Here is a 7240-nt window from a genome sequence, read left to right on the forward strand (position 1 = left end):
TACGTGGTGCCGCGGCTCGTTGTACTGAGCTGTTTGAGGGCGCGCTATAGCGCATCGACTGTACGGGGTCAATACATAAGTATTGCAGATTTTCGGGGGCTTTCAACTTGACTGGCCGTAGGTCGGGGTGTTTTTGCGGGGCTTGAGGGTGCTGATGGTGGTCCCTTCGGTAAGCGCGTCGGTATTTGCACGCCGAGCGGTGAGCCAGGCGGGGCAGGTTCCGGTGGCGAGTCGCGCATCGATGATGTTGGGGCTGAGGCGGAGGTCGTGGAGCTGTGCTTCGTGGCGCAACAGGTTGGCGTAGGTGCTGTGTCCCTTAAGCCAGTTGCTCCAGGATTGAAGGGTGCGTAGGGCGCTGTACTCCGCGGTGTTGGAGCCCGGAACGAGAAGGCTGGAGAGAAGCTCGAGGGCGTTGAGACGGCGGTAGTCGGGTGCCTCGACATCGGCAGACCCGGCGAGCGCGGCGCGGTAGTGGTTGAGGGCCGCGAGGCGGCGGGGTTCGCTCATATAGGTGCTGTTGTTGAGCTGTTGGATGATGTGTTGGTCGCGGTTTTCTTCATCGGTTGCGGGTGCTTCCCCGTCCGTTTCTGCGGCGTAGGGAGAAACCCGACCGCCTCTGTACTCGTGGAGGGTTTCTTCGTGAAGCAGGGAGCTTTCGGCGAGGTCGATTCCGTCGAGCTCGGTGAAGGTCCAGCGCTCGAGATCGGCGGCTTGGATGGTGCGATGGGTTCGGCGAATCCAGTCTTGCCACTGATTGCACTTGGCGGGGACGGTGCGCACGGCGGGCCCCTCGCCTGCCAAGGCGGCGGTGAAGCTGCGAGGCATCTGGGCCTTTCGGGTGATGCGCGTGCCGTAATGGGGCGGTTCGATGGGCTCTTCGCGAGGCTCACCGAGGGGTGCGGCGCCGCCGAGGGCATAGTAAATGTAATCGGTGGTGTACCGCTGGATGGCGAGTACCTGCTGGGTTCGGTCGAGGCCGTACCCGGCGAGGTACGCCAGGGTCTCCGGGCTGAGAATTTCGAGGGTGCTGTGCTCCTCGAAGGCGTTGGTGAGGGTGCTGGGCTGCAGGGATGCACGCAGGTGCCCAGCGACCTCGGCGGGGATGAGCTCGCGGAGGGTGTCGCCGATGGTGCGTTCGCTGAGCTCGGGCGGGGTGTTCAGGTAGGGTTCGACAGCGCTGATGGCGGTCTCCCAGTAGCAGAGGTCGAGCTGGGCCTGGCGGTAGGCTCGGTCGGTGGTGGTGACCGGGACGCGTTGAGCGCGGGTTGCGCTCCAGAGCTCGGTGGCGGATTCCCAGTCATCGCGGGCAGAGGGGTTGTTGGTCGTGTCGGTATCCCAGGGGCTCCGGGCGAAGTTGCCGGTTGCGTCGGGCGCGATGCTGTCGCCGAGACTGGTTCGCCATGCCTGGTAGCGGCTGGCGTGAAGGTCTTCGATGGGTCCGAGAAGGGTGAGCGCTTCCATGCGGTCGTTGAGAGCCCACACGGTGGCGGCGCCGGCGTAGATGATGTCTTCGCAGCGTCGTTCGCCGACGATGCGCGGGTCGAAGAGCATGTGTGCCCAGGAGCTGATGCGGCTCTGCGCGGTGATGTCTGCGCCGACTTCGTGCAGGGTCGCGGCGGTTCGGGTGGCTGGGTCGAGTTGGCGTTGGCGTACGGCGTTATTGCCATCGACGATGATGGCGTAGAAGCGGTTGAGGGGTGCCCCGTCGTATTCGGCGGGAATCATGGTGAAGAGGCCGGTGAGGTACACGGCGCGGTGGCTTTCGGGGAGCGGTTCTTCAGGCAGGTTGACGCGCAGGCTGGGGCCGAGGACGGAGTTGTGGGCGGTGAGGATGATGAGGGAGCGTTCGGGCCAGTAGCCGTTGTGGTGGAGGGCGTGGCTGAGAACGTCGTACTCGGTGGAGATTGAGGGAGGCGCGGGGCTCGGGGCGCCGTTCGGAAGACTATCCGTCCGGACGGCTGCGCTCTGGAGGCCATCTCGGGTGTTAGGGTTCTGGGGGCTGGGCTTCTGGGTCTTGCGGTGCTTGTTCATGGTTCCACAATGTCAGGTGCGCCGCCTTGGCATCCGTTAAAGAAAAAATCTGTGGATATCTCCTCTGTAAAGAGAAGAAAATCCACAGATTTATTCGTTTTGTTCGGTTTTTCGGGTACTGCACCGCGGCGGTTCCGTCACATTCAGTCACGAACGCCCCGCTGTACGGTCGGTTGGAGGGCCGCAGATGCAGGTGAGTCTCCCCTCCTCCCGGCGCCACGCCTCGACGAATCGGTTAGCGTCTGCCTAGCGTTCCCCTAGTGCTCGTCCAGGAAGCGTTCGAAGAGGGCACCAATCTCGTCGCGGCTCGGAATGTTGTTGGCGTCCCGTCGCGAAAGCGGAATGGCGATATCCGAGGTGCGGTAGTTCTCGTCGTAGTTCTCTTCCATGGTCGTGATCATGCGCCCAATTTCGGGGTTCTGCTTGACCTGGTCGTTAATCTGCCCGTGCACGTGGCGGGCGGCCTCGCGCAAATCGTCGGTGGGTAGCGAGAGATGCGCGGCCATGCCCACGTGCTCGAGGGCGGTGAGGGTGCCCTGCGGCAGGTCGGCCTCGGAGATGTACTGCGGAATATTCACGCCGAATCCCACGGTGTCGTAGCCGTTGTCGGTAAAGAGCACCTCGAGCAGATTGGTGATGGTCGCGTGCATATCCGCGGTAGGCTTCCACGGCGAGATGCCGCGAATCAGGTCCTTGCGGGAACCGTGCGCGGTGACGGGGAAGGGCCGGGTGTGCGGCACGGGCATGGGGTAGGCCGAAACCAGCACGATGAGCGAAGGCTGCAGGCGTCGCACAATGCCGAGCAGAGCCTTCTGAAAACGCTGCCACTGCAGGTCCGGTTCGGCGCCGGTGAGCAGCAGGAAGGGCTGATCGAGGCTATCCTCGACGGCGTAGAGCTTGAGCTGCGGGTACTGCGGGTTCTCGAAGTGGTCCTTCTCGTAGTGCACGAAGGGGCGGCGGGCGCGGTAGTTGTGCAGCTGGTCGCTGTCGAACTCGACGATTTCAATGTTCTTCAGCTCGCTGAGGAGCACCTGCCCGAGCTGTCCGGCGGTGGATCCGGCGTCCTGCGGGCTGGAGAGGGCGATGACGAGGGTCAGCCCGTGCATCCGCGGATCGTCGAGGATTTTAATGTTAGCTAAGTAGAGATCTTCGGGATTGAGCATGACAGCCTCCTCACTATGAATCCGTTCGGCCCGCCACACCGTGTTTCGTCACGGGGCTGGTCGACGCGCCTTTCTGTCAACAGACGCTTTCCGTAGTCTTTCATTCTAAGCCAAGAAGATTGTGTTGGCTTCTATCTCGGCGTTTTCTCGCGGCGGGTGAACGGTCTGCCCTGCATGAGCCGAAATGCTGGGACCCCCGCGGACGGCTCGCGAGCGTACGCGCCGCTCCCCCGCCCCATCCGGTAGAGTAGAAACGGGTAGTCCGCGTACTTTTGCGCGGCGCATCCCGCCTCTACGGGCACCGTTTCGCACGGTTCGCCAGCTTCGGGTGGGATGGTTTCAAGAAGACATACGCAAAGGAGTAACGATGTCTCTTTCCCTGTCGATTCACAGCACCGACCTTGAGGCACTGGAGGCCGACGTTCTGGTCCTGGGTGTTCTGAAGGGTTCCGAGGGCCCGTACCTGGCCCCGAACTCGCTGTCTGAGGATTCCGCCGAGGGTATCAACGAGCTGCTGGAGGCGCTGGGTGCCTCGGGCGCCCCCGATCAGCTGCTGCGTCTGCCGGGTCTTGAGGATTCGGGTGCCGGCATTGTGGCTCTGGCTGGTCTGGGTTCCGATCAGGCTACCGGTCAGGAGCGTCTGGATGCCCTGCGCTATGCCGCTGGTTCGGCAAGCCGTCAGCTGGCCGGTTCCGCCGAGGAGATTGCCTTCGATTTCGGCCTGTCCTCCGTGGATGAGATTGAGGCCGTCGCGCACGGCGCCGTGCTGGGCAACTTCATCGAGGAGGGTATGCGCGGCAAGACCCAGGATTCGATTAAGGAAGAGATTGAGTCCGTCCTGATTATTTCCTCGATTGATCCCGACGAGGCGGAGCCCGCACTGGTGCAGGCCCTGGTCCTGGGTGAGACCACCAAAGACGCACGCCGTCTGGTGAACCTGCCCCCGTCGCACCTGTACCCCGAGACCTTCGGTGAGTTTGCGGCTGAGCTGGCCGAGGATTACGCAAACGTTGAGATTGAGCTCTTCCACTACGACCGCCTGGTCGAGGAGGGCTTCGGCGGTATTGCCGGCGTTGGCCAGGGTTCTCCCCGCAAGCCTGTTCTTGCCGTGGTGAAGTACGTCCCCGAGAACCCGAAGGCTCACGTGGCTCTGGTGGGTAAGGGTATCACCTTTGACTCCGGCGGTAACTCGCTGAAGCCCGCCGCTTCGATGATGACCATGAAGTGCGATATGGCCGGTGCCGCAGCCGTGCTGAACGCCGTGGTGGCCTCCGCTGAGCTGGAGGTTCCGGTGGCCGTGACCGGTTACCTGTGCCTGGCCGAGAACATGCCCGGCGGCCACGCCCTGCGCCCCGAGGATGTCATCACCATGCGCGACGGTCGTACCGTTGAGGTGCTGAACACCGATGCCGAGGGTCGCCTGGTTATGGCGGACGGTATCGCGCTGGCTTCCGAGGCTAAGCCGGACGTCATTCTGGACATCGCCACCCTGACCGGTGCCGCTATGGCCGCCCTGGGCCTGCGCACCGCGGCTCTGCTGGGTGACGAGGAGATTCGCGAGCGCGTGCAGGCTGCCGGCGCATCCGCCGGTGAAGCTTACTGGCCCATGCCGCTGGAGTCTTACCTGCGCAAGAGCCTGGACTCGCAGGTTGCCGATATTAAGAACATCGGTTCGCGTTTCGGCGGTGCCCTGACCGCGGGCCTGTTCCTGAAGGAGTTCGTGGGCGAAGGTATTCCGTGGGCACACCTGGACATCGCGGGCCCCGCGTTCAACGAGGAGGCACCCTACGGTTACACCCCGAAGGAGGGTACCGGCTTCGGTACCGCAACCCTGGTGAACTTCATCCAGTCCTACGCCAAGTAGAGGGTTCGGCGGCGCCGGGACTCTTGCGGAGGGCTTCCTTTCTGCAGGGTTTCCGCTGATTACTGAACGGTTATATAGGGATGCGCGAGGCGCTTCGGCCGAACAGACCGGGGCGCCTCGCGCGTTGCGTTGAGGTCATTTCCGCCTTTTCTCGGTTCGTCGGGGAGGGAGCTTTTCTTCTCCCGTCCGAGCCTTTCAGCATCCCCGTGCGAGAACGGCCGGACGGGGTGTCCAGCATGCTATACGCCTCGAATTTTTTGGCCTCTTTGCGGGATTATTTGGCTAAAAACCGCCCTGAGTGAACTTAAAGGGGCGGTATCGGGGGTATTGTTGTATTAAGTGTTTTTCTGCGTACGCGGATGGGCGCGCGTCTTTTTGATACGGGCCTGCTGTGTGTGCCGGGGAACCTACCAATAAGGTAAGAACTCATTGCACGGGGTCGTACCCCACCAACTATGCAAGGGAGCAATATCGTGGCTCAAGAATTCGATATCCTCATCCTCGGCGGCGGTTCCGCTGGTTACTCTGCAGCTATTCGCGCACGCCAGCTGGGCTTCACCGTCGGTCTGATTGAGAAGGAAAAGGTCGGCGGCACCTGCCTGCACACCGGCTGCATCCCCACCAAGGCCTACCTGCACGCAGCTGAGCTGGCCGAGGACGCACGCGAGGCATCCAAGGTCGGTGTCAACGCTGTTCTGCAGTCCATCGAGATGGGCAAGGTGCGCGACTACAAGGACGGCATCGTTTCCGGTAAGTTCAAGGGTCTCGCTGGCCTGCTGAAGATGAAGGGCATCGAGATCATTGCCGGCGAGGGCAAGCTCACCGCTCAGGACACCATCACCGTTAACGGTGTGGAGTACAAGGGCAAGAACATCATCCTGGCTTCCGGTTCGGTCTCCAAGACCTTCGGTCTGCCCATTGAGGGCCGCATCCTGACCTCCACCGAGGCTCTGGAGATGGACTACCTGCCCAAGAGCGCTATCGTGCTCGGCGGCGGCGTGATTGGTTGCGAGTTCGCATCCATGTGGAACGCTATGGGCGTGGACGTCACCATCATTGAGGGTCTGCCCCACCTGGTCCCGAACGAGGACCCCGCAATCATCAAGGTCCTGGAGCGTGCCTTCAAGAAGCGCGGCATCAAGTTCAACACCGGCACCTTCTTCGAGAAGGTCGAGCAGGACGCTAACGGCGCTAAGGTCACCCTGGCAGACGGCAAGGTCTTCGAGGCTGACATCGTTCTGGTCGCTGTTGGTCGTGGCCCGAACACCGCAAACATGGGCTACGAGGAGCAGGGCATCCCCATGGATCGCGGCTTCGTCCTGGCTAACGAGCGCCTGCACACCGGCGTGGGCAACATCTACGCAGTGGGCGACATCGTCCCCGGCGTTCAGCTGGCTCACCGCGGTTACCAGCAGGGCATCTTCGTTGCCGAGGAAATCGCTGGCCTGAACCCCACCGTTGTTGAAGACATCAACATCCCCAAGGTCACCTTCTGCGATCCCGAGATTGCATCCGTCGGTTACTCCGAGCCCAAGGCTAAGGAGAAGTTCGGCGCTGACAACGTTGAGACCGCTGAGTACAACCTGGCCGGTAACGGTAAGTCCGCTATCCTGGGCGCCACCGGTATCGTCAAGGTTGTTCGTCAGAAGGACGGCCCCATCGTTGGTGTTCACGCCATCGGTAAGCGCATGGGTGAGCAGATTGGTGAGGCTCAGATGTGGGTTGCTTGGGAAGCATTCCCCGAGGACGTCGCCAAGTTCATCCACGCACACCCGACTCAGAACGAGTCCCTGGGTGAGGCAGCAATGCTCCTGAACGGCACCCCGCTGCACAGCGCATAATCCAGGCGCACATATTTTTACTGGCTGATGTTTTTCGCGTCGGCTTAGTTACGACCTTTCAGGTCAAGGCGGTGACGGGCGTATCCGCTGAACAACGCCCCGCACCCGGATGCGTGCTCCCCGGTTCTGAACCGGGGGCGCGCGTCCGGGTTGCCGCCCCACATTTTTCTAGTTCAAGCATTCACCAAGGAGAACGGGAAAGATTATGTCCCACACCGTAGTACTGCCCGCACTGGGCGAGTCCGTGACCGAGGGTACCGTCACCCGCTGGCTCGTAGAGGTCGGCGACACCATTGAGGTTGACGCTCCCCTGGTTGAGGTTTCCACCGACAAGGTTGACA

5 protein-coding genes are annotated in these 7240 nt (G+C 62.1%); 3 read left to right on the plus strand and 2 right to left on the minus strand.

Features of this window, described 5'->3' with window-relative positions; all coding sequences use genetic code 11:
- Positions 1-102 precede the first annotated feature (102 nt).
- Positions 103-2031, minus strand: coding sequence for a metal-dependent hydrolase (locus HMPREF2944_RS08365; protein ID WP_141755755.1), 1929 nt, complete (start codon positions 2029-2031; stop codon positions 103-105).
- Between the two features lie 257 nt (positions 2032-2288).
- Positions 2289-3194, minus strand: a complete 906-nt coding sequence (locus HMPREF2944_RS08370) for a proteasome assembly chaperone family protein (RefSeq protein WP_070682361.1) — start codon at positions 3192-3194, stop codon at positions 2289-2291.
- Between the two features lie 367 nt (positions 3195-3561).
- Between HMPREF2944_RS08370 and HMPREF2944_RS08375 the strand changes: the two genes are divergently transcribed.
- The 3 genes from HMPREF2944_RS08375 to HMPREF2944_RS09510 all read left to right on the plus strand — a co-directional run.
- Positions 3562-5058 (plus strand): leucyl aminopeptidase, encoded by a 1497-nt coding sequence (locus tag HMPREF2944_RS08375; protein WP_070649215.1) that lies wholly within the window; start codon positions 3562-3564, stop codon positions 5056-5058.
- A 455-nt stretch (positions 5059-5513) separates the two neighbouring features.
- The gene (gene lpdA, locus HMPREF2944_RS08380; RefSeq protein WP_049346592.1) at positions 5514-6899 is read left to right on the plus strand and encodes a dihydrolipoyl dehydrogenase; all 1386 of its coding nucleotides are present in this window, start codon (positions 5514-5516) and stop codon (positions 6897-6899) included.
- Between the two features lie 205 nt (positions 6900-7104).
- The coding region (locus HMPREF2944_RS09510; RefSeq protein WP_305793661.1) for a biotin/lipoyl-containing protein at positions 7105-7240 on the plus strand (136 nt) is incomplete at its 3' end.

It is taken from the genome of Rothia sp. HMSC072E10 (assembly GCF_001813965.1).
GTDB lineage: Bacteria > Actinomycetota > Actinomycetes > Actinomycetales > Micrococcaceae > Rothia > Rothia mucilaginosa_A.

Coding starts and splice junctions, on each gene's coding strand:
- HMPREF2944_RS08365 (WP_141755755.1), bottom strand. CDS start 2,031: ATGAACAAGCACCGCAAGACCCAGAAGCCCAGCCCCCAGAACCCTAAC.
- HMPREF2944_RS08370 (WP_070682361.1), bottom strand. CDS start 3,194: ATGCTCAATCCCGAAGATCTCTACTTAGCTAACATTAAAATCCTCGAC.
- HMPREF2944_RS08375 (WP_070649215.1), top strand. CDS start 3,562: ATGTCTCTTTCCCTGTCGATTCACAGCACCGACCTTGAGGCACTGGAG.
- lpdA (WP_049346592.1), top strand. CDS start 5,514: ATGCAAGGGAGCAATATCGTGGCTCAAGAATTCGATATCCTCATCCTC.